The sequence below is a fragment of the Williamsia sp. 1138 genome (genome assembly GCF_002095435.2).
Taxonomy (GTDB): Bacteria; Actinomycetota; Actinomycetes; order Mycobacteriales; family Mycobacteriaceae; genus Williamsia.
This window is the reverse complement of sequence record NZ_MJEJ02000029.1, coordinates 72528-99513: the sequence shown is the minus strand read 5'-3', so window position 1 is coordinate 99513 and position 26986 is coordinate 72528. Positions and strand designations below refer to the sequence as shown.

Sequence of the window (26986 nt, the reverse complement as noted above, 5' to 3'; positions counted from 1 at the left end):
CATGGCGATGAAGATCGAGGCCGCCCGGCTGATGGTCTACACCTCCGCCGCGCGTGCCGAGCGTGGGGAGAAGAACCTCGGGTTCATCTCGGCGGCGGCGAAGTGTTTTGCCTCGGATGTGGCGATGGAGGTGACCACCGACGCGGTGCAGCTGTTCGGTGGCGCCGGCTACACCCGCGATTTCCCGGTCGAGCGGATGATGCGTGATGCCAAGATCACCCAGATCTACGAGGGCACCAACCAGATCCAGCGCGTCGTGATGTCCCGAGCACTCCTGCGCTGACCCGATCTTGGTGGGTTCTGGCGAGCATTCGTCCAGGTCGGCGTCGCCACAACCCACCAAATCGGAGGTGGAAATCCACCTCAGGTCTGATGTGGGCTGCGCTGGGTGCCGATAGATTGGGTGCAATGAACACCCAGCGGATCCTCGAGCGCTGGAACCGATTCGCCGAGCCCCGCCAGCTGCTGCTCGATGCTCTGCTCTCGCTCGCCATCGCCACGGTGACGGTCCTGCCGGAGCTGTGGGAGCAGATGGGACCGAACGTCTGGTGGCGAATGCTGCTGGGCACGACCTGCTGTGTCGCGCTGGCATATCGCCGGACCAGACCCGACCTTGCCGGTGCGGTGATCGCGTCGGCCGCGTTTGTGCACATCGTCGTCGACGAGCAGCTCAGTCCGGCAGTGACCATCACCGCGGTGATCGGGCTCTACTCGATGGCGGCCTACGGCTCGACCTGGGGAACCCGGGCGGCCCTGGTGCTGGGCGTAATCGGTGGGGTCGGATCGTCCGGTCGCTTCTACTCGGAGGCTCCGCAGTCGCGATCGTTCGAGTACAACGCCATCGGCGCTTCCTTCCTCGCGGCCCTCACGGTCGGTATCTGGGCCACCGGGATGCTGCGGCGATCGCGTATGCGCGAGGTCTCATCGCTGCGCGAACGGGCCCGATTGCTCGAACTCGAACGCGCGCAGGAGTCCGAGCTCGCCGCGATCGGCGAACGCACCCGCATCGCCCGCGAGATGCACGACATCATCGCCCACACCCTGACGGTGGTGATCGCACAGGCCGACGGTGGCCGATATGCCGCGGAGCAGGATCCGGGCGCGGCAGCACGTGCGCTCGAAACCATTGCCGACAACGGGCGACAAGCCTTGGCCGACATGCGTTCCCTGCTCGGGGTGTTGCGCGAGGATGGACCGCGGGAGGTGCGTGCGGTGCCCGGCATCGCCGACGTGCCGAACCTGTTGGCCGTGGTGCGGGCAGGCGGTCTGCCGGTGACGTACACGTCCTCCGGCCCCGAGCGGGCGGTCTCCGCCGGGTGTGGACTCACCACGTACCGGATCATCCAGGAATCGCTGACGAACGTACTGAAACATGCGGGACCCGAAGCGGACGCCGAGGTCCGATTGTGTTGGGGTCCGGAGGAGTTGCGCATCACGATCATCGACGACGGACGCGCCGACACGGGCGAGCTCGGCTGGGTCGCTCCCGGGGGCGGTAAAGGGGTGTTGGGCATGCGCGAACGGGCAGAACTGCACGGTGGGACGCTGACCGCAGGACCGCGCCAGGGTCGCCGCGGATATCAGGTGGAAGCCATGTTACCGACGGGGGAAGCGTTGTGAGCGAGGTGATTCGGGTCGGTCTCGTCGACGATCAAGCGCTCGTGCGGGCCGGATTCGGAATGGTGATCAACTCCCAGCCCGACATGGAAGTGGTCCTCGAAGGCGGCGACGGTGGCGAGGCCCTCGAGCAGATCCGGAACACGCAGGTCGATGTGGTCCTGATGGATGTCCAGATGCCACGCCTGGACGGGATCGAAGCCACGCGCAGACTACTGGCGGGCCAGGCAGATGCGCCGAAGATCGTGGTGCTCACCACCTTCGACACCGACGAGTATCTACTCGCGGCCATCTCGGCCGGTGCGAGCGGCTTTCTCCTCAAGGACGCACGTCCCGAAGAACTCTTGGCGGCCATCCGTACTGTCTTCGACGGGGATGCGGTGATCGCGCCACGGTCCACCCGTCGGCTGCTGACCCACGTGGCAGCGGGGGTGGGCGTGGACCACGTCACACCTACCCCGGAGGCGGTCGGCCTGATCGACCCCCTGACACCCCGCGAGAGCGAGGTGTTGCGAGCCATCGCGGTCGGGATGACCAACGGTGAGATCGCGGCGAGCTTTCACCTGTCGACCGCAACCGTCAAGACGCACGTCGGCCGCGTCCTGACCAAGACCGGTTCACGGGACCGAGTCCAGTTGGTGCTGTTCGCGTTCCGGACCGGAATGGTGGCGGTGGACGACATTCTCGGCCGCCACGAGTAGTACCGCGGTCGTACCCCCGGTCACCGCCCGGGTGGACATCGGGTGCATCGAATGATCCTCCCGTGCTCCGACGAAAAGCGACATCTTCTGAAAATACGCTTGTCCAGCAATGACATTCATTGATGTGGACAAGGGAGGACAGCGATGTCGACTACGAGGACCCAGGGGAATGCTGCAGGCACCGCCGGCGCGGGTGGGGTGCGGCCGAGCCACGCTTCCGGTGGCACAGTGGCGGCTCGGGCCATCGGTGTACAGAAGACCTACGGGGAAAAAGACGCCGAGGTTCACGCGTTACGCAACGTGAGTCTGGCGATCCCGTCGGGCAGGTTCACCGCGATCATGGGGCCGTCCGGTTCGGGGAAGTCGACACTCATGCACTGCCTCGCCGGGCTGGACACTCCCACTGCCGGGACCGTGATGATCGGGGACACCGATCTGTCCCGGTGCGATGACACGCAGCGGACCCGGATCAGGCGACGTGAACTGGGATTCGTCTTCCAGTCGTTCAATCTGCTGCCCGTGCTCTCGGCGAGAGCGAACATCCTGCTGCCGCTCACGCTGGATCGCCGACGCCCAGACGGGGCATGGTTCGACGAGTTGGCAGACGTGCTGGGTATCGCAGATCGCCTCGACCACAAACCCTCCGAGCTGTCGGGTGGTCAACAACAGCGTGTCGCGATAGCGCGTGCGCTGCTCCCTCGGCCACGTCTGATCCTCGCCGACGAACCAACCGGCAATCTCGACAGCCGCGCGGGAGCGCAGGTGCTCTCCCTGCTGCAGGCGAGTAGTCGCCGGGCGGGCCAGACCATCGTGATGGTGACTCACGACCCGGTGGCGGCCAGTTACTGCGATCAGGTGATGGTGATGGCCGATGGACTCCTGGTGGACCAGATCGACTCACCGACAACAGATTCGGTCGCGGCGGCAGTGTTGCGCCATGGATCGGTCGCTGGTGCGGCGGGGGCCGTCCGATGAGAAGTGTTGCGCTTGCCCAGCTCCGGGCTCACAAGGGACGCTACCTGGCATCGGGATTGGCAGTCGCCATCGCCGTCGCGTTTGTCGCCGCCACACTCACCCTGTCCGCGACCTCGAGCGCATCGATGCGCACATCGGTGGCAGGGCAGTTCGCGACCATGGACGCCGCCGCCTTCGTGCCCGGCGAGTTCGCTGAACGGACTGGTGCGGCCCTCTCCGACGTGCCGGGGGTTGCTGCGACAGCGATCGACACCACCCGGTGGGTGAGTGTGACGAGCGGGAAGAAGTCGTACGGTCAGGTACAGCTGACCGCGATGGCTCCCGACGAATCGTTGCGATGGCAGACCCTGTCGGTGGGACGGCTGCCCCGGGCAGAGAACGAGGTCGCAGCCTTCGCAGGATCGAATTTCGTTGTCGGCCAGCACTTCTACGTCCGTCCAGACGTCGACACCGCCACCGACAGGGTGGCCCGGGAGATGACCGTGGTGGGGCTGCTGGATCGCGGCTCGATGACCACCAGCGCGCCCCAGTTGTTCGGCACCAACGCGGGTGTTGCCGCCATCGGGCCGGGACGAGCGGTCGATCAGGCCGAGAGCGTCGTCATCCGGATGGCGTTCGCCCCGGGCGCTGACCCGGCCACGGTCATGTCGGCGATCACGGGACTCGTCACGTCGGTGCCCGGTGGCCAGGCCATGACCGGTGGCCAGGCCACCGACGAGGCGATGAGCCGGTATGTCGGTGAAACCGACGTGCTGGCCACCGTATTGCTCGTCTTCGCAGCCATCACCGCCTTGGTGTCATGCCTCGTGATCGCGAACACGTTCGCCGTCCTGATCGCCTCACGAACGCAGGAACTCGCACTGCTCCGGTGTATCGGGGCCGACAAGAGACAGGTGCGATCGGGGATGCGACTGGAGGCGCTGGTCTTGGGTGTGGTGGCGTCGGTCGTCGGAGTGGTGTTCGGGATCGGCGCCGTGGCAGCGGCGTCGGCGGTGGTGCGCGGGGTGGGTGCGAACGTTCCGCTGACCGAACTGACGGTGCCACTCGTCGCACCGGTGGTCGCCCTGGTGCTCGGCGTGGTGATGACGCTGATCGCGGCGACCGTTCCTGCCCGACTCGCGACCGCTGTATCTCCGCTGGCGGCGTTCCGTGCGGTCGTTCCGGCGTCCACCGGACGCCGCGGGGTCGCCCGACTGGCTGTCGCCGGGGCACTTGCGGTCGGAGGGACCGTCGTGATGATCGTCGGGATGGGTGGGAAGTCTGTGCCCGCGGCCGGGTTCGGCGGGGCGCTGAGCTTCCTCGGCTTCATGCTCGCCGCTGCCGTGCTGGTGCCCCCGTTGGTCAGGGTGATCGGGGTCGGCGCCGCACGCCTGTTGCGGGGGACTGCGGCCGGGCCCGTCGCCGAACTGGCCGCAGCAAACGCGACACGCCACCCGCGACGCACTGCGGCGACGGCATCGGCGCTCATCATCGGCATCACCCTGACGACGATGATGGTGGTGGGGGCGCAGGTCGTGCGGTCGAGCGTCTCGGGGGTCATCGGTGAGATGCACCCGATCGATGTGGTCATCTCGTCGAGTGCACCGCTCGATCCTTCGCTCGTCGACGCGGTGAGCAGTACCGCGGGGGTAAAGGCGTCGATACCCATCACGCGTACCGAGGTGTCGGTGAACGGGAAGCCGCTGAGTGTGGGTGCCCTCGACACCGCTCGTCTGCCGCAGGTGATGCGATCAGGCCGCGCACCCGACGCCGATGAGATCGCCCTTGCGCCAGACGATCAGATCCTCGCGGGGGTCGGACCGGGTGAGCGAGTGCGAATGGTCTCCGGGGGCGCGGTTCGTACCGTGACCGTCGTCGACGGAGCCTCGGGTTCGTTTGTCGATCGCGGCCTCGTGTCGGCGGCACCTACACCCACCGGTCTCGTGGTCCGGCTGGAGGCGGGCGGCGCCGGGAGTTCGGGGGTGGTGACCGAGATCCGGGAGCTCGTGGCGAACTCGGCCCCCGACGCCACCGTCGGGGGCGGTGTCGAGATAGCTCAGCAACTCGATCAGATCCTCACGCTGATCTTGCGAATCGTGCTGGCACTGCTGGCCGTTGCCGTGGTCGTCGCGCTGATCGGGGTGGGCAACACGATGGCGCTCTCGGTCATCGATCGATCTCGCGAGAACGCGATGCTGCGGGTGATCGGACTGAGTTCGCGCGGTGTGCAGGGGATGCTGTTGGCAGAAGCGACCCTGATAGCGGTGGTCGGATCCGTCGTCGGTGTACTGCTCGGGACCGGATACGGGATTGCGGGAGCCGCAGCCGTGGTCGGTGTCGATCGGGTGTCGCTGCCGGATCTCCCACTTGTCGCGCTGGCCGGGATCGTCGTGGTCGGGGGGATGGCAGGATTGCTCAGCTCGGCCATGCCGGCTCGTCGGGCGCTGCAGGCAGATCCTGCTGCCGCGCTGTGAGTTTCGGAGTGACGCTGTCGTAGACTTGACAGGGAATAGAACTGATGTTCGACTGGGCATCATGCGATGGGACGCACAGTTGCTCGAGTCCGAGAAGGATTCGGGAGAGGACTTCGCCAGGCCGGCTCTTCCAGGATTGGAGCGAGCCGGCTTGGTCCGGTCTGTGCAGACCCCGGAATTCTCTGGGGTGACCTTTCATGAGGTGCTCTGCAAGAGCGCTCTGAACAAGGTTCCGGACGGCTCGCGGGTACCGATGCGCTGGACCATCAATCCGACCAGGGGTTGCCTGCACCAGTGCGTCTACTGCTTCGCCCGGGGAAGCCACGAATACCTCGACCTCGATGCGGGCCGTGACTTCGACACCCAGATCGTGGTGAAGGTGAACATCGCGGCAGTCCTGCGGAAAGAACTCGGACGCAGGAGCTGGAAGCGCGAAACCGTGGCGCTGGGCACCAACACCGATCCCTATCATCGCGCGGAGGGCCGGTACAGGTTGATGCCGGGCATCATCGGCGCCCTCGCCGACCACGGGACCCCGATGTCGATCCTGACAAAGGGGACCCTGCTGCGTCGCGATCTGCCGTTGCTGTCGGTGGCAGCACAATCGGTCCCGGTGAGCATCGGGATCTCGTTGGCGCTGTTGGACGAGGACCTGCGTCGGCAGGTCGAGCCGGGCGCTCCCTCGGCCAGGGCTCGCCTCGATCTGATCACCGCTGTGCGTGAGGCGGGTTTCGATTGCCACGTGATGGCTTCACCGATCTTGCCTGCGCTCAAGGATTCCCGAGCCGAACTCGATGAACTGTTCGGCGCCCTGGCCGCAGCAGGTGCCACCTCGGTCACTGCCTCGGAGTTGTTCTTGCGGGGAGCGACCCGTAATTGGTATCTCACCTGGCTCGGCGACAACCACCCCGCATTGCTGCGTACCTACCGGCGGATCTACGGACGGGGTTCGCACCCCGCGCCGGAGTATCGGCACTGGCTGCGCGAGCGCATCACCCCACTGCTGGAAAAGCACGGACTCACCGGGATGGGTTACGACGAGATCCATGTGCCGCGGAACGAGGTCCCCACAGCGCAACCACCCGTTCAGCAGACGCTCTTCTAGCCCGGAGCGCTCAGGTCAAGGTCGCGGTGACCTTTTCGGATGCGGCCCTCGAAGGTAGCTTTGCGATGTCCGGGTTGGCCACCTGCACCAATGAGCCGCCGCTGACGAGCGTGGCGAGCAGATTCGCGATCAGATTTCCGGGGTCGTCCCACGGGCGGGTGGTCATGATTCGCGAGCCGGCGACGATCCCCGCCTCGGCTGCGAATTCCCTTGCCTCCGCGATGACTTCGTCAACCGTTCGGTCGTCGAGGGCCGGACCCCCCGGCCCGGTCGGTCGGAACTGGTCGCCGTGGACGCGCACCGATGCGGCGTAATCGGTGAGCCCGACCGGCAGGTCGCGCATGGGCATGCCGAATGGGTCGAGGGATACGACTGCGATCTCCGGCGCGGCGTCGACCCGTTCCAGGGTTGCCATCGAACAGAAGGCCAGTGCGGCGTCGTCGGAATATCCGAGGCGGACATGCACTCCCGCCCACCACGCGCCGAGCAGGACCGCTGCACTCTGCCAATGGGTGGGCAGGTCCACCGACACGACATCGCCGGCCATGAGGCCGAACTCGTCGCGGATCATGTTGGCCGTCTTGGCGGCCCAGTTGGCCGTGGTGAGCCCGGACAGCTCGGTTCGTTCACCGGTGGCGTCGTCGTAGTAGGTCAGCAGCGGTTGCGATCCGTCGGTTCCCAGCGCCGGGTTCAGCGCGGCATCGGTCACCGTGGTCAATTCACACACTCCGGTCCGGTGCCACCGGCGGTGATGGTCTTGGCCGGCGGGGCCGCCGGTTCCGAGGTCGGCGCGTCCTGGCTGTCCTGCGGGCCCTGGTCGTCGATCGAACCCGGACCCTGGTAACTGTCGGTGAGTACCACTCTGATGGTGTTGGGGGCCAACGTCTTGTCCTCTGTGATGGGCAGACCGCCGAGTTGCTCGGCGACAGCCTTGGCTCCGGGGTTGTCGGTGCTCGCGGTCTGCACCTGACTGTCCGTGGTGGAGTTGGTCTCGTTGCCGGTCCGGCCGGTCAGATAGCCCTTGGTGGAGACGACCTTGGACACGTTGGTGGCGAGCCCGTCGACGGTGCCGGTGTTGACGACGTCGACGGTGTAGTCGCCGGCGCGGAACTTGGTCTGGCCGGAAGCGTCCTTCTCTCCGAGTAGACCTGCGGTGAACGCTTTGACCGCCTCCGGATCGATTTCGACCACGCTCTGGGTGCCGTCGTCGCTCCATCCCTGTTCGGTGACGACGGGAATCGTGGCGAACTGCACTCGGCCGCCGGACAAGTCCTTGAGTTGCTCCACGAAATTGAGGATGTCCCAGCTCTGGTCGATCACCACGGACCGCGACACCGCATTCTCGAGATCACCGAGCTTGCCCGGGCTCGAGAGGGTTCCTGCTGAGAGCACCTTCTGCGCAAGGGAGGCCATGAAGACCTGCTGGCGGACGATGCGGTCCAGATCGCCTCGCGGGAGGTCGTGGCGCTGGCGCACGAAGCTCAGCGCCTCGGCCCCGTCGAGCGTCTGCCGTCCCGCCGGGAAGTCGGCACCCGAATACGGCTCTGACACGGGTTCTTTGAGGCAGACCTCGACACCGCCGACGGCATTGGTCAGCAGCACGAATCCGAGCAAGCCCACCTCCGCGTAGTGGTCCACCTCGACTCCGGTCAAGTTCGCGACCGTGGTGATCAGCGCGTCGCGTCCCGCCTGCACCGACTCTTTGTCGGCCTGTTCGAGATCCATGCCGTCGTTCACGAGTTGTTCGCGACGTTCTTCTTTGGACGATCCGTACGCCGAGTTGATCTTCGTCTTCCCGATGCCCGGGACGTCGACGTAGGAATCGCGGGGGATCGAGATGGCGGTGGCAGAGGACCCGTCGTTCGGGATGCGGATCAGCAGGATGGTGTCGGTGTTGGTGCCGACGTCGTCGCCCGAGTGGAGTTGCGCCAGTTCTTTTTCGGACAGTGGATTGCCCTGGGCGTCGGTGCGGGAGTCGGTCCCCACCATGAGTATGTCGACCGCGCCGTCCTTGCCGGAACCGAGCGAGAGCCCGTCGAGCTTGGTGATGCTGTTCTCCAGCCGGGTCATCTGGTTCCAGGCGAAGCCGGTTGCGACCAGTACCGCCACCGACACCAGCGCGACGGCGGCTCGGGTCAGCGAGCGCCCCGACCGGCCTCCCGGGGCGGACTCACCGGTGGGTGGCTGAGTCGTCGGTGGAGGCGGTGGTGCTTTGCGGCCCGACTGAGCTCGATCACCGCGGCCGCCGCGCCGGCGCGGGGCTTCCGCGTCCTGAGGGCGAGTGCCACGATCACGCCGACCCGCACGCTCGCTCGTTGCCCGGGCAGGGCGCTGCGTGGCGGAGCCGTCGCCCGGCAGTGGTCTGCGGGTTCTCGGGGACGTCGTCCGGCGGGGTGGTGGCTCGGTGGGCTGCTCTCGCTCGCGGCGGCGAGCTGCCTGCGGGCGCTGTGGTTCGTCGCTGCCGGAACGCTGGTGGCGGCCACCGCCGGCGCGGCGCTGCCCCGAAGATCCCGTACGGCGCTCGTCCGGCGGTCGATCCGACGATGGACGATCCACTGCGGGGTGCGCTCCTTCTCTGTGCGGTCTACTCCGGCTGTACGCGTCAGCGTTTTCGCTCGTCGACGTCGCACACCGCGCTGGGCGCGCCCGTCGTCGAACTGACCGCAATGCTACTTGCGAAACTTCGCCACCTGATGCAGCCGGATGCCCCGTGTCCCTCACATCGTCAAGCGATGGGCATCGGGCGTCCGAGTGGCCAAGACGAAGTAAAAGCGGACATGATTGTGCGCATGCAGACCATCAGCGGAGACGGAGCGGAGCGGAGCTCGACCCTTGGCGGAGACGGAGCGGAGCGGAGCTCGACCATCAGCGGAGACGGAGCGGAGCGGGGTTCGGCTGGATCGGGGTCGATTGTCGTGACCGGCGTGGCCGGGCAACTGGGCACGCAACTGCGTGTCCGTGGGGGTTCGCGGGTCCGGGGGCTGACCTCTGCTCAGCTCGACATCACCGATCCGGTGTCGGTCTACGAGGCACTGGGGAAGCTGGGGCCCGGTGATGTGGTGATCAACTGCGCGGCGTACACCGCTGTCGACAACGCCGAATCGGACCGCAGTACGGCCGCTGCCGTGAATGCCGAGGGCCCGGGCTACCTGGCTGAGCACACCGCGCGGACCGGGGCGAGTCTGATCCACATCTCCACCGACTATGTGTTCCCCGGTTCGTCGTCGCGTCCCTTGGAACCGGGGGATCCGACGGGGCCCGACTCGGTGTACGGAGCGACGAAGCTCGCGGGCGAACAGGCTGTCCGCGCCGGCGATCCGTCGGCGACCATCGTCCGGACGGCATGGGTGTACACCGGTGCCGCGAACTCGGCCGATTTCGTGGGGACCATGCGGCGGCTCGAACGCGAGCGCGACACGGTGTCGGTCGTCACCGATCAGGTGGGGTCGCCGACGTATTCAGGTGATCTCGCCGACGGGCTGCTCGAGCTGGCCGGGCAGGTGAGCGGTCCGGACTCGGTGGCGGCCGGGCAGATCCTGCACGCGACCAACGCAGGCAGCTGCAGTTGGTTCGACCTCGCCCAAGCGGTGTTCGTCGAGGTCGGCGCCGATCCGTCGCGGGTCCTGCCCACGACGTCAGCGGAATTCCCTCGGCCGGCCCCGCGCCCGGCGTACTCCGTTCTCTCCGGACGGGCGTGGCAGGTCGCCGAGCTCACGCCGTTGCGGGACTGGCGCGCGGCCTTGACGGCAGCGGTGCATGGCGGTGAGTGACCCGTCTGTCGGGGTGACAGGCGCGGACGCTGTCCTGTCCGGCCGAGCCGCGGGGGCCGGTTACCCTGAGCCCGTGACTGCTGAGCCCACCCCGAAAAGTCTGGTCCCGAAGCGTGTGGCGGTGGTGACGGTGACGTATTCCCCTGGGGAGTACCTGACGAGGTTCATCCAGACGCTGGAACACGCGACCACGGCGAGCGTGACGGTGATCCTGGCCGACAACGGATCGATCGACGGCGCCCCCGAGGCGGCGGCGGAGAAGTACGACAACGTCTCTTTGCTGCGCACCGGTGGCAACATCGGCTACGGCGGCGCGATCAACCGGGCAGTCGCCGAGGTCGATCCGACTGCGGAGTTCGTGGTGGTCGCCAACCCTGATGTGGAGTGGGGTCCCGGCTCGATCGACCAGCTCTTCGAGGCGGCGGAGCGCTGGCCACGGGCAGGCTCGCTGGGGCCGCTCATCCACGAACCCGACGGCACCGTCTACCCCTCGGCCCGCCGCGTTCCCGACCTCGTGTCTGGCACCGGCCATGCAGTGCTGGGCACGGTCTGGAAGTCGAATCCGTGGACGGCGGCCTACCGCCAACAGGACGAAGACCTCTCCGAGCGACCGGTTGGCTGGTTGTCGGGCTCGTGTCTGCTGTTGCGCCGCGCCGCGTTCGATTCGATCGACGGCTTCGACTCGCGCTACTTCATGTACATGGAGGACGTGGATCTCGGTGACCGGCTGGGCAAGGCCGGATGGCTCAACGTCTACGTTCCGGGGGCGCAGATCCTGCACGCGAAAGGCCATGCCGCCGGCCGCGATCCGGGCGCGATGCTGCCGGCTCACCATCGCAGCGCCTACCGGTTCCAGGCCGATCGTCACCCACACTGGTGGCAGGCGCCGCTACGGCTGGCGTTGCGCGTCGGCCTCGCGGCACGGTCCGCGGTCGTCGTCCGCTCGGCCAAGCGGGCCGAAAGTCGCGACAATTCTCTGAACGGTGCCGACGCTCTCGGGCGGCTGAAGTGAAAGGTGCGACCATGACCTCGAGTGAGACCTCGCAGACGACCCCGGTCGACGATGTGCAGGCGGTGATCCTCGTGGGCGGTAAGGGCACTCGCCTTCGGCCGCTGACACTGTCGGCGCCGAAACCGATGTTGCCGACGGCGGGTCTGCCGTTCCTGACCCACCTGCTCGCACGTATCAGCGCGGCAGGTATCACCCGCATCGTGTTGGGTACCTCGTTCCAGTCCAAGGTGTTCGAGCAGCATTTCGGCGATGGCTCCAAGATGGGGTTGTCGATCACCTACGTGCACGAATCGGAGCCTCTCGGGACCGGCGGCGGGATCCGGAACGTGCTGCCGGAACTCACTGCGGAGACCGTCCTGGTGTTCAACGGTGACGTCCTGTGCGGCACCGACGTGCGCTCGATCGTCGACACCCATCAGACCTCGGGCGCAGAGGTCACCCTGCACCTCGTGCGGGTCACCGATCCACGTGCTTTCGGTTGCGTCCCCACCGATTCCGAGGGGCGCGTCACCGCGTTCCTCGAGAAGACCCAGGATCCGCCGACCGACCAGATCAACGCCGGCTGCTACGTCTTCAATCGTTCGGTGATCGAGACCATCCCGGAGGGTCGGCCGGTCTCGGTCGAACGTGAGGTCTTCCCGGGTCTGCTCGCGGAGGGCCGCCACGTCCAGGGGCACGTCGACTCCGGGTACTGGCGCGACATGGGAACCCCGGAAGACTTCGTCCGCGGCTCCGCGGACCTGGTGCGCGGTATCGCGCCTTCTCCCGCGCTGCACGGACACCGCGGAGAGTTCCTCGTGCACGACGGCGCGTCGGTGGGCCCAGGCGCCCTGCTGATCGGCGGCACCGTGGTGGGGCGCGGCGCCGAGATCGGCGCCGGAGCCCGCCTCGACGGTGCGGTGATCTTCGACGGTGCGGTGGTCGAGGCAGGCGCGGTGATCGAGCGGACCATTGTCGGGTTCGGTGCGCGAATCGGCCCGCGGGCCTTGATTCGCGACGGCGTGATCGGTGACGGCGCAGACATCGGGGCCCGGTGCGAGCTCCTGCGTGGGGCCCGGGTGTGGCCCGGCGTGAAGATCCCCGACGGTGGAATCAGGTTCTCGACCGATGTCTGAGGTGAGTGTCCCGCCGACGTTCAAACGCTTTGTCGCCCTTGGTGATTCTTTCGTGGAAGGGGTTGGCGATGTGGAGCCGCGCTGCCCCAACGGCGTGCGGGGCTGGGCTGATCGGGTGGCCGAGGTGATGGCGCGCGCGGATCCCGAGTTCCGGTACGCGAACCTGGGTATCCGGGGCCGGGTCCTGTCTGCGGTGCTCGGTGAGCAGTTGGAACCCGCGCTGGCGATGAATCCTGATCTGGTGGCCATCTGCGCGGGTGCCAACGATCTTCTCCGGCCGAGCGCCGATATCGACGCCCTGATCGAGGCCTATGACGAGGCGATCGGGCGACTGCAGGCGAACGGGGCCACGGTCGTCACCTTCACCGCCTATGACACCGGCGGCAAGTCCGTCTTCGGGGCGTTGCGTGGACGGTTTGCGGTCTACAACGAATTGCTCAGAGAGGTCATCGAACGCCGCGAGGTGACCCTGGTCGACTTCTGGCGGATGCGGGTGTACTCCGAACCGCGCATGTGGGAATTCGACCGGCTGCACATGTCCACCGCGGGCCATGTCTACATGGCAATCGAGGTGCTCCGGGCACTCGGCATCGACAACGATCTGATGCCGGTGGAACTGGGCCCGGCACAGCGGGTTTCACCTACGCAGCGGCGACGCGACAGTCGTCAGTGGACTGTGGAGTACGCCATTCCCTGGGTGGGCAGGCGGCTGCGGGGCGTGTCTACGGGCGACACCATCCGGCCGAAATATCCCGAGCTGACCGCAATGGCGCCGAGCGAGAGCTGACTGACGCGAATCCGGAACCGGCGGTGCCCGGAGGTCGCGGCCAGATCACGCCGTCTCGGGTTCGATCTGTGCTTTTGCGGCGGCGAGCAGTCCTCGGCCCAGTGGGATGACCACGGGTAGGAGAGAGTCGTCGTCGGCGATGAGCAGCGCCGCCTCGCGCGCGGCGAGCGCGGCCGGGTCGGTGCTGGCGGGGTCGGCGACGGTCCCGTCGGCGGAGGCGTTGTGGACCACCAGTACACCGCCTTCGCGCAGCAGGCGCAGACCCTCGGCGACGAATCTGGGCTGATCGGTCACGGCGCCGTCGATGAACACGAGGTCATATCCGGCGTCCGAGAGCCGGGGGAGGACCTCGGCGGCTCGGCCGTTGATCAGCCGGGTGCGCGACGGGCCGATCCCGGCGGTGCTGAACGCGAGTTTCGCGGCTCGATGATGTTCGGCCTCGGAGTCGATCGTGGTGAGCACGCCTTCGGTGCGCATACCGTTGAGCAACCACAATCCGCTGATTCCTACGCCGGTCCCGACCTCGACAACCGCCTTGGCGTTCACCAGACGGGCCAGCAACGACAACGTCGCCCCGACCGCCGGCGTGATGGCCGGCGCGCCGAGTTCATCCGAACGCTCTCGCGCCAGCCGCAGCGCCTCGTCCTCGACGATCGCAGCTTCGGCGTAGCGGCTCAGCACCGTCGGATCGATGGTGGCTGATCCCGTCGCATCGGAGTTGTCGGGGACGCTGTGATCTGACACGGATAAGAGGTTAGCGCCGCCGCCGCCCATCACGGACTAGGCGCGCTGAGCTGCCCGGCGTCCGGATCGGGGTTGAATGGCCCGCTGAACTGCGAGAAACTGGTTGTGACTCTCAGGCAACACTCAGCCCTCTCATAGTGCGTGCACACCCCGGTCGGACAAGGTCATAGGGGAACAAAGCAGGCAGGCTTCGATGTTGGACCGACTGGGTATCAATACATCCAGATCCCATCTTTGAGGGTGCGCAATACGACCGACGCGAGTAGTTGGTCCTGGGGAGAAATGTGGAGTTGATCGTGATCGATGCCAACACCGAAATCGACAGGACCGGTATTGCGGTGGGCGAAGGCCACTCCGATGGTGTGACAGGCGTGCTCGAGACGACCGGTGATCCGATTCCTGAAGGTGGCACCGCACGGTTCGATGCCACCGGCGACTCCACTCTGATGCCCGCCTGGGACGAGCTGGTTCGTGAGCATGCCGACCGCGTCTACCGGCTGGCCTACCGCCTGTCGGGAAACCAGCACGATGCCGAAGACCTGACGCAGGAGACGTTCATCCGGGTGTTCCGTTCGCTGTCGAGCTACAAGGCGGGAACGTTCGAGGGGTGGCTGCATCGCATCACCACGAACCTCTTCCTCGATATGGTGCGGCGCCGCAACAAGATTCGGATGGAGGCTCTGCCCGAAGATTATGAGCGGGTGCCCGGCAACGAGCCCGATCCCGAGCAGATCTTCCATGACGCCAACCTCGACCCGGACCTGCAGAGCGCCCTCGACTCCCTGGCTCCCGAGTTCCGCGCTGCGGTGGTGCTCTGCGACATCGAGGGACTGTCGTACGAAGAGATCGCCACCACCCTCGGCGTCAAGCTGGGTACGGTGCGTAGCCGCATCCACCGCGGCCGGCAGGCCATCCGGGATCATCTCGCGACGAGTGGTCACCATTCGGGCCGCTCCGTGCTCGCGCAGGACTTCTGAGCGCGCCGACTCCGGATTCGGCGCTGCCTGCGGAACTCGCGGGACGTCGCGGACGTTGTTTCGTTGGATGACGACGACAACCGGCGATCCGCGCCGGTTTTACGTACAGTCGGACTCTGACGTCGCAGGTGCGACACCGATGCGAAGGGGTGAAGACGATGGCCGAGCGCACTCCCGACGATTCGCGCACCGAGGATTCCGGGCATGACAACGCGAAGGGCCTGCGGAATCGCCGTCGGGTGCTCGGCTGGTTACCGGCTTCGTCGATGTTGTCCCAGAACAAGAGCTACCGCGCACCCGGCAGCGCAGGGGGACGGAAGTTCCTCTCGACCGAGCATCTTGCAACCGAGGCGGTTGCTGCCTACGTCGACGGCGAACTCAGGATGAATGCCTACATGCGGGCGTCCCAGCACCTCCAGGCGTGCTCGCAGTGCCGGGCCGAGGTTGAGGCGCAGAGCGCCGCGCGCGCCGCGCTCCGCCGGTCGGGTGAGGTCAACATGCCCGCCGGCCTGCTCGGCGAATTGAGCCAGATCCCGACCCGCGAGATCGATATCCGGATGGCCGACGGCGGCGCCCGTGACGACCGGCGTGTCGGCGAGGAATCGCCGCTGGACGCCCCAGGGTTCCCTGTCCACCGCGGTCAGCGGCGGCGCAATCGCTAGTACCGGCGCCGGGTAGCCTCGGTGAGGATCACCCGGCGAGTCCGGTGATGTCCAGGCGACCAGCTGCGAGCGAGGGGTTCGAGTTCTTGATGAGACCGGTGATTCGGGCGGGCCAGTGACAGACCCTGACAACAACGGTTCGCAGCCATCTCCGCAGCGGCCGGACGGCGATCCCGCGCGAGGTTCGGTTGATCAGGCGCCGCGACTGGGACCCCGCCCCAATTCCCACCCGGCCGTGCCGGAACAGACCACCGCAGTCTTCGGCAGGCCCGATGGCGTCGACGGAGCATTTGCGCCGCCCGAGGTGGCCCGCACGCGTCCTGCGCAACCGGTGGTCGCCGACCCCGACCCGGTCTTGCAAGAGGCGTTCTCCCGTCCTGAGGGTGCGGACACCCTCCAGCGAGATCCCGACTCCCGATTCGGTGAGAAAGAAACGACACCGAGCGCTGCGGACCCGTGGCGGGATCCTGATGCGGCCGCGTCCCTGAGCGCACCGGCAGTCGACACTCCCATCCCGCCTGCGCCGACGGCTCCCGGACCGAAACTCGGCGTCACCGAAGTCCTCTTCGACCGCAAGGTCAGCTGGAAGGCGCTCGCTGTGCTGAGCGTCATCGCCGTGGTGATCGGGCTCGCAGGCGGTTTGATCGGACGTTTGACGGCCGAGGTCTCCTCGCCCCTGCATTCCGACACCGTCTCCCTCTCCGGCAGCGACGACGACAACGAAGACGAACCTCGCAGCCAGGTCGCCAGGGTCGCGCAGGCGGTCGAGAAGTCGGTCGTGATGATCGATGTCCGCCTCGCGGACGGCGGCGGCACCGGTTCAGGTGTGGTGATCGACAAAGAGGGATACATCGTCACCAACAATCACGTCATCTCCATGGCAGCGAACGATCGCAGCGCCAAGCTGGAGGTCGTCTTCTCCGATCGCACCCGGGTCCCGGCGCGCATCGTGGGTCGAGACATCCGCACCGACCTCGCGGTCCTCAAGGTCGACGGCGTCGAAAACCTCACGGTCGCGAAGCTCGGTGACTCCAGCAAGATCCAGATCGGCGAAGAGGTCGTCGCGTTCGGCGCGCCCCTCGGCCTGGACCAGACGGTCACCAGCGGGATTGTCAGCGCCGAGGGCCGGGCGGTCCCGCTGCGACCCGATGAGACATCCGACACCGACGCTGTGATCGACGCCATCCAGACCGATGCGGCGATCAACCCCGGTAACTCCGGTGGTCCGCTCGTGGACGACGAGGGGCGGGTCATCGGGATCAACACCGCCGGACTGGCACCTGGCGGTGGCTCCATCGGCCTCGGTTTCGCCATCCCCGTCAACGAATTCCTCCCGATCGCCCAGGCTCTGATCAAGGACGGTCGGGTGGTGCACGCCCAGATCGGCGTCAACGCGAGTTCGGTGCGGAACGACCGCGTGCTCGGCGCGCAGGTCCGCAATGTGGTCGAGGGATCGCCGGCCGCCCGAGCTGGTATCCGCGAAGGCGACGTGATCACGAAGTTCGGCGACCGGGTCATCGAGGACGCTGACGAGCTCACCGTGGCCGTGCGGACCTCCGAAATCGGTGCGGACGTGCCATTCGAGTACTGGCGTGACGGGCGCACCTTCGACGCGACCATCACCCCCGCCGCCGACTGACACCCGTTCGACTCGACAGTTCGCCGTGGCACAGTAACCTGGAGCGGTGTTCAGCAGCATCGGTTGGGGTGAGATAGCGGTCTTGATGATCGCCGGCCTGGTCATCCTCGGTCCCGAACGTCTCCCCAGTGCCATCTCGTGGACCATGAAGTCGGTCCGGCAGGTTCGCGACTACGCGACCGGTGCCACCAGCGCTCTCAAGGACGATCTCGGGGCGGACTTCGAAGATCTCCGCAAACCGCTCGCCGAACTCAACGAGCTGCGCGGTATGAGCCCGCGTTCGGTGATCACCAAACATCTGCTCGACGGCGACGATTCGATCTTCACGGGCAAGTTCGATTCAGGTCAGTCGAAGATAAAACCGGTATCCCAGCCCCTGCCGACCACGGATGAGAACTCCACGGTGGTGTCGCTCGGCAAGGGCACCGAGGCGAGCAAGAGCGCTGGGCTGGAGAAGAACACCGGGCCGGGCAAGAGTCCCGATCTGAGCAAGGCGGGCGAGGCAACCGAGCCCGCGACCTCCGCGGCGAACTCGGTTGATCGCTGGGACGCCACCTGATCTCAGCGGCCCGACTCTCACAATGTCGATTGCGCCGATCGGTGTCCAGGGATCACGCCCACCACAGTGCGCCACGCACAAGTTCAAACATGGGCGCGGCGCATCGCAACGGGCGTGAGGGGATTGTCCAAGCGGATCGAGGCGCTCCTGCGTCGCTGAGCCGGCATGCCGGATGCGTTGGTGCGATCAGCTCTTCGGGCCGGCACTCCGGGTGGTGTCGATGCCCAGATTCATGCCCGCCAGGCCGCGTTTGCGAACGGCAAGGCGTTCGGCGACCTGCCGCAGGGCGGCGCCGGCGGTCGAGTCAGGCGCAGAGAGCACCAGGGGTACGCCCTCGTCTCCGCCTTCCCGCAGCGCGGGATCGAGTGGGATCTGCCCGAGCAACGGAACTTCCGCGCCCACGGCGACGGTCAGGCGCTCCGACACACGCGCGCCGCCACCCGACCCGAACGGTTCGATTCGACTACCGTCCGGCAGTTCCATCCAGGACATGTTCTCGACCACACCCATGATTTTCTGGCGGGTCTGCAGTGCAATGGCGCCCGCGCGTTCGGCAACCTCGGCCGCGGCCTGCTGTGGGGTCGTGACCACCAAGATCTCGGCACCGGGGATCAGCTGCGCCACCGAGATCGCCACGTCACCGGTACCCGGGGGAAGGTCGAGCAAGAGGATGTCGAGGTCCCCCCAGAAGACGTCGGCCAGGAACTGCTGCAGAGCCCGGTGCAGCATGGGGCCGCGCCAGACGACCGGTGTGTTGCCGCTGGTGAACTGTGCGATCGAGATGAACTTCACGCCGTGGCTCATCGGCGGCAGGATCATCTTCTCCACCTGGGTGGGCTTGGCGTCGTTTCCGAGCATCCGGGGCACCGAGTGGCCGTAGATATCGGCGTCGAGGACGCCGACCTTGAGGCCTCGATCGGCCAGTGCCGCAGCGAGATTCACGGTGACACTGGACTTTCCGACACCGCCCTTGCCCGAGGCCACCGCGTAGACGCGCGTGAGCGAGCCAGGCTGGGCGAACGGGATCACAGGTTCTGCGCGGTCTCCGCGCAGGCTCTTACGAAGTTCTGTGCGTTGCTCGTCGTTCATCACGTCGAGTTCCACCGAGACTCGCCCGACCCCGGCGACGTCGGCCGCGGCCGTGGTGACGCGCTGGGTGATCTCGGTCTTCAGCGGACACCCCGACGTCGTCAGGTAGATCTCGATGGAGACGCTGGCGTCGTCGGCGACAGCGATCGACTTGACCATCCCGAGGTCGGTGATCGGTTTCCCGATCTCGGGGTCTTCCACTTTGGCCAGTGCCGCACGAATGGCGGATTCCGTTGGCAACGTTGCTTGTGTCATCAGGCGCGAGTTTACGCCCGCGGCCTGATCCGCCCCGCTGCGGTACGCGCAATCCGCGCGGTCAGCGAGCTGGTGCGGGTGCGGGGGGCGGTGGCGGCAGCAGCGACTGGACCTCAGGAGGCAAGCAGATGATCACACAGGGCTCTGTGGTCTTGGTGGTGGACGGTGGCGCGGACGGCGAACTCGGGCTCGATGAGGGTGGCGTCGAGGAACTGCTGCTGGACGAACTCGATGACGTCGGAGCGGGCAGCGGTCCGGTATCGGTCGGCGCCGCACCGGTCGCGTACCCCGCCGCCCAGGACAGGACGTTCGAGACGTATTCCATCGAGTTGTTGTAGCGGAGGACGGCGCTGACCTTCGTCTTTTCTCCCATGATGTTGGTGACACCGGAGCACAGGTATCGGCCGGCGGAGTAGGTGGCATCAAAGATGTTGTTGGGGTCGGATTTCCCGTCGCCGTTGGCGTCGCTGCCCCACGAGGCCCAGGTGGAGGGTATGAACTGCATCGGTCCCATTGCTCGATCGTGGCCCGGGTCTCCGTCGATCCGGCCGCCGTCGGTGTCGGTGATCACCGCGTTGCCGGACAGCTGGCCGTTGAGCAGCGGGCCTGCGATCGGGGTGAGGGTGGTACCGGAACTGTCGACGTTGCCGCCGCCGGCGTGTCCGGATTCGATCCGGCCGATCCCCGCGAGCAAGAACCAGGGGAGTTTGCACTGAGGTGACTCCGCAGCGACGCGCTGTTCAGCCAATTTGTACGCCTGCAACACGATTCCCGGAATTCCCAGCGGGCCCGACGGCAGTGCATCTGCCCGGATCCGCGGTATCGACAGGGGATCGACGACCTGCGGGAGGTCATCAGCGGGCGCAGCCGCGGGCGGGAGGAAGTCGAGTTGCGGGCGGGCCGCGACCGGGAGGATCTCGGCGGCGGGTGTCGCCGGGCGTTCGGTGCCCGCGACGGTGAGAGTGGGTGCGGGCCCACTGTGAGCGCTCGATCCCGCGGCGGCCATCAGGCCGATACCGATGACCGCACACCCGGTCAGCAATTGCACTCGACCCCACCGCACGTCCCGCAACTCCTGTGTTGATCTCCCCGGCCCGCCATGTCCCACGGCGAATGTGACCCACGATACATATTTGCTGATTGCGTGCGCGGGCAAACCGATGTTTGTCGCAGTGGGCTGCGGCCGGCCGACCGGTTCGTGCGCCGAAAAAATGCGGACGATCAGTCGTCGAGCACGCCGCCGGACCGCGTGCGCTCCTCGCGCTCGTGGTCGTCTCGCCTGGCCTGCTCTTCTCGTTTGGCCTGCTCTTCTCGTTTCGCCTGCTCTTCTCGCTTCGCTTGGTCGCCCAGCAGCCGATCGGAGAGTTCTGTGAGGAGGTCGTCCAGCTCGCGTCGTAGATAGTCGCGGGTCACGGTGTCACCGACCGCGAGCCGCACGGCCGCGAGTTCGCGGGCCAGGAACTCGGTATCGGCCTTCGTCTGTTCGGCGCGCATCCGGTCCTCTTCGAGCGAGACCTTGTCGCGGTTCTCCTGGCGATTCTGGGCCAGCAGGATCAGCGGCGCCGCATAGGCGGCCTGCGTCGAAAAGGCGAGGTTCAGCAGGATGAACGGGTATGGATCCCATCGGAGGCTGATGACCACGAGATTGAGGAAGATCCAGATGATGACGATGATCGTCTGGATGGCGAGATACCGGCCCGTGCCGAGGAACCGTGCGACGCGCTCGCTGTAGACCCCGACGACGTCGGAGTCGAGATTCAGTTTCCAGCGCCGGTTCTGGCCGGGTGTGTCGAGCCGCCGGACGGAACGGGCATTCTGCCGCTCTGTCCTGGGGGTCGACCGGTTGTCGCGGTCGCTGGGGCTCATCAGCGCAACCCTTCGGCAAGATCGTCGTCGCCTTCGGTCTCGCGCCAATCCTCGGGCAGCAGGTGATCGAGAAGGTCGTCGACCGTCACCGCGCCGATCAGGTGTCCGTCATCGTCGATGACGGGTCCGCAGACGAGGTTGTAGGTGGCGAAGTAACGGGTGACCTTCTCCAGGGAGTCGTTCGGCCCGAGGTTGGGAAGCCGATCGTCGATGATCCCGCCGACGAGGTTGGCGGGTGGTTCCCGCAGGAGCGCCTGGATGTGGACGCAACCGAGGTACTTGCCGGTCGGGGTGGCGGTCGGCGGCCGCACGACGAACGTCAGCGATGCGGACGCCGGCGTCAGGTCGGGGTTCCGGGCGCGCGCGAGGGCCTCGGCGATCGTGGTCGACGGCGTGACGACCAGTGGTTCGGTGGTCATCAGACCACCGGCGGTGTCCGGGGAGTGCAGCATCAGCCGGCGGACCGGCTCGGACTCCTGAGGATCCATCAGCTGCAGTAGTGCCTCTGCCTCCGCGCCGGGTAGCTCACCGAGAAGGTCGGCCGCATCGTCCGGGTCCATCGCCTCGAGGACGTCGGCGGCCCGCTCGACGGCCATATGGCCGAGTAGGTCGGTCTGATCGTCGGTCGGGAGCTCCTGAACGACGTCGGCGAGCCGTTCGTCGTCGAGCGCCGAGGCGATCTCCTGGCGCCGCTTCGATGGCAGTTCACGCAGCGCGTGTGCCACGTCGGCAGCCCGCATGCCGTCGAACTGCGACAAGATCTGGGCCACCCCCTGACCGGGCAGGGCCAGGGCGCTCTGCGTCAGCCCGAGGACGTGGTTCCACTCGACCACATGGGTTTCCCCGCGTCGACCGAGACGGGTACGTGCTCCCCGGACGGCGACGCGTGAGATCACCCAGTCGCGGGTGCGTCGCCGTTCGATGGCGACGTCGACCACGGCCAGGTCCTCGTCGGCGAGGTGTTCGAGGTCCGGGTCGTCGACACGCACGCGCGACTCCACGATCTGTCCGAGAACGAGGGCCTCTCCCGGACGCAGGATCAGTCGTCGCAGACTCACGGTTCCGGTGCTCAGGGTGACCGAGTTCGGCTCGATGGCGGTCACCCGCAACATCGGGACGAAGATCCGTCGACGGGTCGTCAGTTCGACAGCCAGCCCGAGGACTCTCGGCTGGCCTGTGCCGAACCGGATGGAGACCACCACGTCTCTCACCCGCCCGATCGATTCGCCGTCGGGTCCGATGACGGCCAGACCGGCAAGCCTGGCCACGAATGCCTTGCTCACCGCTGCCATGGGGGTAAGGGTAGTGGGGCGCGTCCGAGCGCGTCTTTTGCGGTGACGGTTCTCAACTGCCGCCGCCTGTCAGCGGTGCCACCCCGGGTGAATTCCGGGTGTCGGGGGAGGATGCACCCCTGAGTTGCTCTGTGTGAAACGCACTGGACCGAACTGTATTTGACAGACACAGGCGTGTATCACTCTGCGCGGTGGCCTCTCTCGCCTGGATGCACCGTGACCGCTGCAGTCCCGCGGCACACGCTGTGATCGCGGGTGGCCGGTGGTGATGGGCCTCGCGACGATGGCAGCCCCGATCGCGATTCTGAGATGATCTCCATGTAGGGCCTGATCGTCGCAGACAATTGCAGATGGCGGATTCAGGCCGACCCGGCATCATCAGGAGGAGCGAAGACCATGAGCAACCCGATACGCCCGACGCCACGCCCCGGACTGCCGACCCCACCCAAGGGGTGGCCGATCGGCTCGTACACGACCTACGCCGAAGCGCAACGCGCGGTGGATTTCTTGTCCGACGAGAACTTCCCCGTCCAGGACGTGACCATCGTGGGAGTCGACCTGATGCAGGTCGAACGCGTCCTGGGCCGTCTGACCTGGGGGAAGGTGATCGGCGGTGGCATCGTGTCCGGTGCTTGGCTCGGCCTCTTCTTCGGGCTGCTCGTCGGAATCGTCGTCGACACGAATCCTTTGGTGCCGTTGCTGTTTGGTCTGGTCGGCGGCATCGTGTTCGGCGTCGTGTCGACCTCCATCCCGTATGCCGCGACGCGCGGTCAGCGTGATTTCTCCTCGACCATGCAGCTGGTCGCCGGTCGTTACGACGTTCTCTGCGACCCCAAGAGCGCCGAACGCGCCCGGGACATGCTCAGCCGTCTCACTCCCTAATACCGCCGGCGGGGGTGTGCGCTGCCCGGTCCCGGGCCGGCGAAGATGCAGCGTACGGGCCTCGTTCCGATGAGACCGGTCCGTGACCGGGGGGAACGATTTGATGTCAGGTTGGCACGATCATGCCGATTGTGTTGCGCGTCACTCTCAGACGCCTATAAGTTAACTTGCAGGCATGGAGGGGTGCGTCCGTAGCGATCGGCGCACCTTTCGGACTCATCGAGGAGGCTGCGTGCGGTGCAAAGATGATTCGGCCGGGAATGACGGTCGATCAGCAGGACCCAAGAAGTACGGCGGTTTGAAAAAGCTCGGATTGTCTTGTGCGGCAGTTGCTGTGACACTTCCGGTGCTCAGTGCGTGCAGCTCCGGTTACACGACTGGGACGATCAACGTCTATGCGCCCGCGGACGGCGCGTCGTTCATCGAGGAAGCCGGCAACACCTGTACCGCGGAGTCCAACGGCGAGTACGAGATCAAGACGTTTGCGTTGCCGAAGGCTGCGGACGATCAGCGCCTGCAGTTGGCGCGTCGACTGGCGGGCAACGACAAGGGCCTCGATCTGATGGGCATGGACGTCGTGTGGACGGCAGAGTTCGCCGACGCCGGCTGGATCGAACCGGTGCCCGACGAGATGGCCGCGGAGATCAAGGCGACGACCCTCGGGGGACCTTACGAGACGGCTCTCTGGAAAACCAACGATGACAACGAAAAACGTCTCTACGCGATTCCGACCTGGACCAACACCCAGCTGCTCTGGTACCGCAAGGATGTCATCGAGCAGTACCTGAACCGGCCGACCCCGCCGGCGACGTGGGACCAGATGCTGGCGGAGAACGAGGAGATCCGCAAGGCCGGTGGACCGAGCTACATCATGGTGCAAGGCAAGCAATACGAGGGCCTCATGGTGTGGTTCAACTCCGTTCTCGCGAGCGCCGGCGGCCAGGTACTCGACCCGGACGACCCGAACAAGCAGACACTGAACGACACCCCCGAGCATCGTGCCGCCACGCTGAAGGCGCTGCAGACGCTCAAGGCCGTCGCGACCGCCCCGGGTGCCGATCCCTCGATCACCAACAGCGATGAGTCCTCGGCTCGGCTCGGGATGGAAAGTGGGCAGGCAACGTTCGAGGTCAACTGGCCGTTCGTGTTCCCGTCCATGCGATCGAATGCCGCAGCCGGCGACGTCGCGTTCCTCTCGGATGTCAAGGCAGAGTTCGGTCCGCTGTTCGCCGATCCCGACAACCCACCCGCCGACGCCGAGTTGGCGCCGGTCAACGCCGCGGTACAGACCGCGTTCGACTTCTCCCGCTATCCGGGTGTGCTCCCGGACGAACAGTCGAAGGTCACGCTCGGCGGCGTGAACATCGCGGTTGCCGATACCTCGCAACAGAAGGATCTCGCCTTCAAGGCCGCGGCGTGCTTGACCAACGAGCAATCGCAGAAGCTCTACTCGATCAGTGGTGGCACGCCCCCGACGATCGCGTCGATCTACGACGACCCCGAGTTCCAGGACGCATACCCGATGGGTGACGCGATCAAGGCGCAGCTCGAGACAGGTTCGGCGGCATTGCGACCGGCTTCTCCTGACTATCAGGCAATCTCGACCCTGATCACCGCGAAGCTCAGTCCGGTCGGATCGTGGGATCCGGAGCAGATGGTCGACATTCTCGCGGAGCAGGTCACCAAGGCCATCGAAGGGGAGGGACTGATCCCATGACCGCAACGCTGGACAAGGAAGCTGCGCCGAGCAAGAAGAAGGCACAGCTCAGCGAGGGCAAACGGGCTGAGCGTCGGTTGGGGTTGTGGTTGATCACCCCGGCGGTGATCATGATGATCCTCGTCACCGGCTACCCGATCGTGTACGCGTTCTGGCTGAGCTTGCAGAAGGCGAGCCTGTCTGCCCCCGGCGAGAACGAGTTCATCTGGTTCAGCAACTACGGCACCGTTCTGACCGACAGCTACTGGTGGACGGCATTGAGCGTGACGCTGTTCATCACGGTGGTGTCGGTGATCATCGAGCTGGTGCTGGGTATGGCCATCGCCCTGGTGATGCACCGAACCCTGTTCGCCAAGGGCGCGATCCGCACGGTGGTCCTGATCCCGTACGGCATCGTCACGGTGGTCGCAGCGTTCTCCTGGTACTACGCCTGGACTCCCGGCACCGGTTACCTCGCGAACCTGCTCCCGGACGGTAGCGCGCCGCTCACCGAGCAGTGGCCGTCGCTGGCGATCATCATCCTGGCGGAGGTCTGGAAGACGACGCCGTTCATGGCGCTGCTGCTCCTCGCCGGCCTGGCGCTGGTGCCCGATGACCTTCTCAAGGCTGCGCAGATGGATGGCGCGGGTGCCTGGACTCGCCTGTGGCGGATCATACTGCCGCTCATGAAGCCCGCGATCCTGGTGGCGCTGCTGTTCCGCACCCTCGACGCCTTCCGGGTGTTCGACAACATCTACATCCTGACCCGAGGCAGCAACAACACCTACTCAGTGTCGATGCTGGGCTACGACAACCTGTTCAAGGCTTTCAACCTGGGCGTTGGATCCGCGATCAGCGTGCTCATCTTCGTGTGTGTCGCGATCATCGCGTTCATCTTCATCAAGTTGTTCGGGGCCTCGGCACCCGGCTCTGACAACGAGGGGCGGTAACCGTACCGATGAATACCTTGATGGGAAAACGCATCAGCTGGTCGGTCGTCAACCTGCTGGTCCTGCTCTACGCATTGATCCCGGTGGTGTGGATTGTCAGCTTGTCGTTCAAGCCGCCCGGCAGTGTGAAGGACGGTAGCTTCATTCCGAAGGAATGGACTCTGGACAACTACTCCAGCATCTTCGAGACCAGTGCGTTCACCTCCGCTCTGCGCAACTCGATCGGTATCGGGTTGATCACCACCGTGATCGCGGTCGCTCTCGGCACGATGGCGGCCTATGCCATTGCTCGCCTTGACTTCCCGGGCAAGAAAGCCCTGGTGGGCGCCGCACTGCTGATTGCGATGTTCCCGCAGATCTCGCTGGTGACCCCACTGTTCAACATCGAACGACGGCTGGGCCTGTTCGACACGTGGGCGGGTTTGATCCTGCCGTACATCACGTTCGCCCTGCCGCTCGCGATCTACACGCTGTCGGCGTTCTTCCGGGAGATCCCCTGGGAGCTGGAGAAGGCCGCGAAGATGGACGGGGCCACGCCGGCGCAGGCCTTCCGCAAGGTCATCGCACCCCTGGCTGCCCCGGGTATCGTCACCGCGGCGATCCTCGTCTTCATCTTCGCGTGGAACGATCTGCTGCTGGCGATCTCGCTGACGTCGACCGAGAGATCGATCACCGCGCCGGTGGCGATCGCGAACTTCACCGGCAGTAGCCAATTCGAGGAACCAACGGGTTCGATCGCGGCGGCAGCCGTGGTCATCACGATCCCGATCATCATCTTTGTCCTGCTGTTCCAACGTCGAATCGTTGCCGGTCTGACCTCCGGCGCTGTGAAGGGATAAC

General features: G+C 66.2%; 25 protein-coding genes. 18 read left to right on the top strand and 7 right to left on the bottom strand.

Annotated features, from left to right (window positions below; all coding sequences use genetic code 11):
- The 6 genes from BH683_RS04965 to BH683_RS04940 all read left to right on the top strand — a co-directional run.
- Positions 1–283, top strand: a 283-nt coding sequence (locus BH683_RS04965; RefSeq protein ID WP_281492286.1) for an acyl-CoA dehydrogenase family protein, incomplete at its 5' end; no start/stop codon positions are given.
- Between the two features lie 125 nt (positions 284–408).
- The gene (locus BH683_RS04960) at positions 409–1620 is read left to right on the top strand and encodes a histidine kinase (protein ID WP_084835160.1); all 1212 of its coding nucleotides are present in this window, start codon (positions 409–411) and stop codon (positions 1618–1620) included.
- A 5-nt stretch (positions 1621–1625) separates the two neighbouring features.
- Positions 1626–2318: a response regulator transcription factor gene (locus BH683_RS04955; protein WP_084835172.1), complete on the top strand. Its 693-nt coding sequence runs from the start codon at positions 1626–1628 to the stop codon at positions 2316–2318.
- A 144-nt stretch (positions 2319–2462) separates the two neighbouring features.
- Positions 2463–3293, top strand: a complete 831-nt coding sequence (locus BH683_RS04950) for an ABC transporter ATP-binding protein (protein ID WP_084835159.1) — start codon at positions 2463–2465, stop codon at positions 3291–3293.
- Positions 3290–5746 carry an ABC transporter permease gene (locus BH683_RS04945; protein WP_084835158.1) on the top strand — a complete coding sequence of 819 codons (2457 nt, stop codon included), beginning with the start codon at positions 3290–3292 and terminating at the stop codon, positions 5744–5746. Before BH683_RS04950 ends, BH683_RS04945 begins: the two co-directional genes overlap by 4 nt.
- Positions 5747–5807: 61 nt before the next feature.
- On the top strand, positions 5808–6851 hold the full coding sequence (locus tag BH683_RS04940; protein ID WP_084835157.1) for an Rv2578c family radical SAM protein: 1044 nt from the start codon (positions 5808–5810) through the stop codon (positions 6849–6851).
- A gap of 10 nt (positions 6852–6861) precedes the next feature.
- Here BH683_RS04940 and BH683_RS04935 read toward each other — a convergent pair whose 3' ends face one another.
- Both BH683_RS04935 and BH683_RS04930 read right to left on the bottom strand, forming a co-directional pair.
- Entirely contained in the window at positions 6862–7569 is a 708-nt protein-coding gene (locus BH683_RS04935) for a TIGR03089 family protein (RefSeq protein WP_084835156.1), read from the bottom strand.
- Positions 7566–8960, bottom strand: a complete 1395-nt coding sequence (locus tag BH683_RS04930) for an LCP family protein (RefSeq protein ID WP_348639212.1) — start codon at positions 8958–8960, stop codon at positions 7566–7568. The genes BH683_RS04935 and BH683_RS04930 overlap by 4 nt, the downstream gene beginning before the upstream one ends.
- A gap of 806 nt (positions 8961–9766) precedes the next feature.
- Between BH683_RS04930 and rfbD the strand changes: the two genes are divergently transcribed.
- The 4 genes from rfbD to BH683_RS04910 all read left to right on the top strand — a co-directional run bounded on the left by rfbD (position 9767) and on the right by BH683_RS04910 (position 13535).
- Complete coding sequence (rfbD, locus tag BH683_RS04925) at positions 9767–10621, top strand: dTDP-4-dehydrorhamnose reductase (protein WP_281492288.1); 855 nt, start codon at positions 9767–9769, stop codon at positions 10619–10621.
- A 73-nt stretch (positions 10622–10694) separates the two neighbouring features.
- On the top strand, positions 10695–11633 hold the full coding sequence (locus tag BH683_RS04920) for a glycosyltransferase family 2 protein (protein WP_246833190.1): 939 nt from the start codon (positions 10695–10697) through the stop codon (positions 11631–11633).
- Between the two features lie 11 nt (positions 11634–11644).
- Positions 11645–12748, top strand: coding sequence for an NDP-sugar synthase (locus tag BH683_RS04915; protein ID WP_084835170.1), 1104 nt, complete (start codon positions 11645–11647; stop codon positions 12746–12748).
- Entirely contained in the window at positions 12741–13535 is a 795-nt protein-coding gene (locus tag BH683_RS04910; RefSeq protein ID WP_084835153.1) for an SGNH/GDSL hydrolase family protein, read from the top strand. Before BH683_RS04915 ends, BH683_RS04910 begins: the two co-directional genes overlap by 8 nt.
- A 45-nt stretch (positions 13536–13580) precedes the next feature.
- Here the strand turns inward: BH683_RS04910 and BH683_RS04905 are convergent, their stop codons facing one another.
- Complete coding sequence (locus tag BH683_RS04905) at positions 13581–14228, bottom strand: O-methyltransferase (RefSeq protein WP_246833197.1); 648 nt, start codon at positions 14226–14228, stop codon at positions 13581–13583.
- 413 nt (positions 14229–14641) lie between these two features.
- On the opposite strand from BH683_RS04905, the gene sigE reads away from it, so the two are divergent.
- The 4 genes from sigE to tatB all read left to right on the top strand — a co-directional run bounded on the left by sigE (position 14642) and on the right by tatB (position 18116).
- Positions 14642–15256, top strand: coding sequence for an RNA polymerase sigma factor SigE (gene sigE / locus BH683_RS04900; protein ID WP_246833196.1), 615 nt, complete (start codon positions 14642–14644; stop codon positions 15254–15256).
- 158 nt (positions 15257–15414) lie between these two features.
- Positions 15415–15918, top strand: coding sequence for a hypothetical protein (locus BH683_RS04895; protein ID WP_084835150.1), 504 nt, complete (start codon positions 15415–15417; stop codon positions 15916–15918).
- A 205-nt stretch (positions 15919–16123) separates the two neighbouring features.
- Positions 16124–17557 carry a trypsin-like peptidase domain-containing protein gene (locus BH683_RS04890; RefSeq protein ID WP_246833195.1) on the top strand — a complete coding sequence of 478 codons (1434 nt, stop codon included), beginning with the start codon at positions 16124–16126 and terminating at the stop codon, positions 17555–17557.
- Between the two features lie 46 nt (positions 17558–17603).
- Positions 17604–18116 (top strand): Sec-independent protein translocase protein TatB, encoded by a 513-nt coding sequence (tatB, locus tag BH683_RS04885; protein ID WP_084835148.1) that lies wholly within the window; start codon positions 17604–17606, stop codon positions 18114–18116.
- Positions 18117–18302: 186 nt separating this feature from the next.
- On the opposite strand, the gene BH683_RS04880 is transcribed toward tatB, so the two are convergent.
- The 4 genes from BH683_RS04880 to BH683_RS04865 all read right to left on the bottom strand — a co-directional run bounded on the left by BH683_RS04880 (position 18303) and on the right by BH683_RS04865 (position 22618).
- A complete protein-coding gene (locus BH683_RS04880; RefSeq protein ID WP_084835147.1) occupies positions 18303–19460 on the bottom strand; it encodes an Mrp/NBP35 family ATP-binding protein in 1158 nt (385 codons plus the stop codon).
- Between the two features lie 61 nt (positions 19461–19521).
- Positions 19522–20466: a lytic murein transglycosylase gene (locus BH683_RS04875; protein WP_143695976.1), complete on the bottom strand. Its 945-nt coding sequence runs from the start codon at positions 20464–20466 to the stop codon at positions 19522–19524.
- 215 nt (positions 20467–20681) lie between these two features.
- Entirely contained in the window at positions 20682–21326 is a 645-nt protein-coding gene (locus BH683_RS04870) for a DUF1003 domain-containing protein (RefSeq protein ID WP_084835146.1), read from the bottom strand.
- The gene (locus BH683_RS04865; protein ID WP_084835145.1) at positions 21326–22618 is read right to left on the bottom strand and encodes a CBS domain-containing protein; all 1293 of its coding nucleotides are present in this window, start codon (positions 22616–22618) and stop codon (positions 21326–21328) included. The genes BH683_RS04870 and BH683_RS04865 overlap by 1 nt, the downstream gene beginning before the upstream one ends.
- 396 nt (positions 22619–23014) lie before the next feature.
- Here BH683_RS04865 and BH683_RS04860 point away from each other — a divergent pair, with 396 nt between their 5' ends.
- The 4 genes from BH683_RS04860 to BH683_RS04845 all read left to right on the top strand — a co-directional run bounded on the left by BH683_RS04860 (position 23015) and on the right by BH683_RS04845 (position 26985).
- Positions 23015–23500 carry a general stress protein gene (locus tag BH683_RS04860; RefSeq protein WP_084835144.1) on the top strand — a complete coding sequence of 162 codons (486 nt, stop codon included), beginning with the start codon at positions 23015–23017 and terminating at the stop codon, positions 23498–23500.
- Positions 23501–23798: 298 nt separating this feature from the next.
- Entirely contained in the window at positions 23799–25217 is a 1419-nt protein-coding gene (locus BH683_RS04855; protein WP_246833194.1) for an extracellular solute-binding protein, read from the top strand.
- A complete protein-coding gene (locus BH683_RS04850; RefSeq protein ID WP_084835142.1) occupies positions 25214–26146 on the top strand; it encodes a sugar ABC transporter permease in 933 nt (310 codons plus the stop codon). Before BH683_RS04855 ends, BH683_RS04850 begins: the two co-directional genes overlap by 4 nt.
- An 8-nt stretch (positions 26147–26154) precedes the next feature.
- Positions 26155–26985, top strand: coding sequence for a carbohydrate ABC transporter permease (locus BH683_RS04845; RefSeq protein ID WP_084835141.1), 831 nt, complete (start codon positions 26155–26157; stop codon positions 26983–26985).
- Position 26986 lies beyond the last annotated feature (1 nt).

Excerpts from the sequence above, each read along its gene's own strand:
- BH683_RS04910 (WP_084835153.1), top strand. The coding sequence starts at position 12,741 with ATGTCTGAGGTGAGTGTCCCGCCGACGTTCAAACGCTTTGTCGCCCTT.
- BH683_RS04945 (WP_084835158.1), top strand. The coding sequence starts at position 3,290 with ATGAGAAGTGTTGCGCTTGCCCAGCTCCGGGCTCACAAGGGACGCTAC.
- BH683_RS04850 (WP_084835142.1), top strand. The coding sequence starts at position 25,214 with ATGACCGCAACGCTGGACAAGGAAGCTGCGCCGAGCAAGAAGAAGGCA.
- BH683_RS04870 (WP_084835146.1), bottom strand. The coding sequence starts at position 21,326 with ATGAGCCCCAGCGACCGCGACAACCGGTCGACCCCCAGGACAGAGCGG.
- BH683_RS04950 (WP_084835159.1), top strand. The coding sequence starts at position 2,463 with ATGTCGACTACGAGGACCCAGGGGAATGCTGCAGGCACCGCCGGCGCG.
- BH683_RS04940 (WP_084835157.1), top strand. The coding sequence starts at position 5,808 with ATGCGATGGGACGCACAGTTGCTCGAGTCCGAGAAGGATTCGGGAGAG.
- BH683_RS04960 (WP_084835160.1), top strand. The coding sequence starts at position 409 with ATGAACACCCAGCGGATCCTCGAGCGCTGGAACCGATTCGCCGAGCCC.
- BH683_RS04845 (WP_084835141.1), top strand. The coding sequence starts at position 26,155 with ATGAATACCTTGATGGGAAAACGCATCAGCTGGTCGGTCGTCAACCTG.
- BH683_RS04895 (WP_084835150.1), top strand. The coding sequence starts at position 15,415 with ATGGCCGAGCGCACTCCCGACGATTCGCGCACCGAGGATTCCGGGCAT.
- BH683_RS04875 (WP_143695976.1), bottom strand. The coding sequence starts at position 20,466 with ATGGCCGCCGCGGGATCGAGCGCTCACAGTGGGCCCGCACCCACTCTC.
- BH683_RS04865 (WP_084835145.1), bottom strand. The coding sequence starts at position 22,618 with ATGGCAGCGGTGAGCAAGGCATTCGTGGCCAGGCTTGCCGGTCTGGCC.
- BH683_RS04915 (WP_084835170.1), top strand. The coding sequence starts at position 11,645 with ATGACCTCGAGTGAGACCTCGCAGACGACCCCGGTCGACGATGTGCAG.
- BH683_RS04880 (WP_084835147.1), bottom strand. The coding sequence starts at position 19,460 with ATGACACAAGCAACGTTGCCAACGGAATCCGCCATTCGTGCGGCACTG.
- BH683_RS04860 (WP_084835144.1), top strand. The coding sequence starts at position 23,015 with ATGAGCAACCCGATACGCCCGACGCCACGCCCCGGACTGCCGACCCCA.